1 protein-coding gene is annotated in these 1,743 nt (G+C 76.2%); it reads right to left on the bottom strand.

Annotated features, from left to right (window positions below):
• Positions 1-67: 67 nt before the first annotated feature.
• Positions 68-1,006: a cation diffusion facilitator family transporter gene (locus tag AOK18_RS18820; RefSeq protein WP_055573460.1), complete on the bottom strand. Its 939-nt coding sequence runs from the start codon at positions 1,004-1,006 to the stop codon at positions 68-70.
• Positions 1,007-1,743 lie beyond the last annotated feature (737 nt).

The following is a 1,743-nucleotide window of genomic DNA, read 5'->3' as shown; positions in this document are numbered from 1 at the left end:
GCGGGGCCGTTCGAGCGGCGCGACACCGCGTCCCGCCGCTCGAACGGCCCCGCGGCCGGATGCCGCCTCAGTGGCAGAGCCGCGCCTCGTGCTCGGCGTGACCGCGCGGTTCCAGCTGGAAGGTGCAGTGCTCCACGTCGAAGTGGTCGCCCAGGCAGCTCTGCAGCGCGTGCAGCATCTTCTCGTACCCGATCGTGCTGAGCACCTCGGAGCTGACGACCACGTGCGCGGAGAGCACCGGCATGCCCGAGGTGATGGTCCAGGCGTGCAGGTCGTGCACGTCCTCGACGCCCTGCGTGCCCAGGATGTGCGCCCGGACCTGAGCCATGTCCACGCCCTTGGGCGCCGCCTCCAGCAGGACGTCCAGGGTCTCGCGCAGCAGTCCGAAGGCGCGGGGCACGATCAGCGCGGCGATCACGAGGGAGGCGATCGGGTCGGCCGCGGTCCAGCCGGTCGCCACGACGACCAGCGCCGAGACGATCACCGCGACGGAACCGAACGCGTCGGCGGCCACCTCCAGGAACGCCCCGCGCACGTTCAGGCTCTCCTTCTGCCCGCGCATCAGCAGCGCCAGCGACACCAGGTTGGCGACCAGGCCGATCGCGCCGAAGACCAGCGTCAGCCCGCCCTCGGTCTCGGCCGGAGCGACGAACCGCCGGATCGCCTCGTACAGCACGTAGCCGCCGACCCCGAGCAGCAGCAGGCAGTTCGCGAGCGCCGCGAGGATCTCCGCCCGGGCGTAGCCGAAGGTGCGGTGCTCGCTCGGCGGGCGGTTCGCGAAGTGGATCGCCAGCAGGGCCATGCCGAGCCCCAGCGCGTCCGTCGCCATGTGCGCCGCGTCGGCGACGAGGGCGAGCGAGCCGGCCAGCAGACCGCCCACGATCTCGACGACCATGACACCGAGCGTGATCGCCAGCGCCACCCGCAGCCTGCCGCGGTACGCCGCGCTCGCCGTACCCCCGGCGTACGCGCCGTGCGCGTGCCCGTGATCGTGCCCAGCACCCATGAGAGCCGTCCCTCCGTGACTCGTCCGGATCACAGTGAACTACGGGGAGGGGGTATGGGGCAACGCGGCACTGAACACCGTTGTCATGTGCTCTGACCTGCGAAAATATTGAACGGGCCGGGCGCGCTCGGGGCGGCGTGCGCACCCTCCGCGCTATCCGGCCGGCGGGCCACGGGCGCGAACCTGGCGGGTGCGGGTGCGGGTGCGGGTGCGGGTGCGGGTGCGGCCGGGCGTCGGGCCGGTCTCCCCGTGCGTGCGCGCCGGGCCACGGGGCGCGGCCCCCGTGACGAGATCCACACGGGCCCGTGCCGGGCCCGCCGTGCGCGATCGCCGGCGCGGGGAGCGTGGGGCGCCCCCACCCGCACGGCGTCCGGCCGGGCGCGGGAGGGCCTTCGGCTCCCGGCGCCACGGTGCGGGCCGGGTCGCCCGTCCGGCGCCCTCCCGGGCCGTCCGCGGTCCCCGACGCGGGCATTGCGCTGGTCAGAGGCCTGGCCGCCCCCGGCGCCGGCCGTGGTCCGGCCCGTACGCGCCCAGCGGTGACCGCGGACGGCCCGGGAGGGCGCCGGACGGGCGACCCGGCCCGCACCGTGGCGCCGGGAGCCGAAGGCCCTCCCGCGCCCGGCCGGACGCCGTGCGGGTGGGGGCGCCCCACGCTCCCCGCGCCGGCGATCGCGCACGGCGGGCCCGGCACGGGCCCGTGTGGATCTCGTCACGGGGGCCGCGCCCCGTGGCCCGGC

It is taken from the genome of Streptomyces prasinopilosus (assembly GCF_001419695.1).
Classification (GTDB): domain Bacteria; phylum Actinomycetota; class Actinomycetes; order Streptomycetales; family Streptomycetaceae; genus Streptomyces; species Streptomyces prasinopilosus.
This window is presented reverse-complemented; position numbering and strand designations above follow the sequence as displayed.

Bases quoted from the DNA above. Each gene is read 5' to 3' on its own strand.
- AOK18_RS18820 (WP_055573460.1), bottom strand. From the start codon at position 1,006: ATGGGTGCTGGGCACGATCACGGGCACGCGCACGGCGCGTACGCCGGG.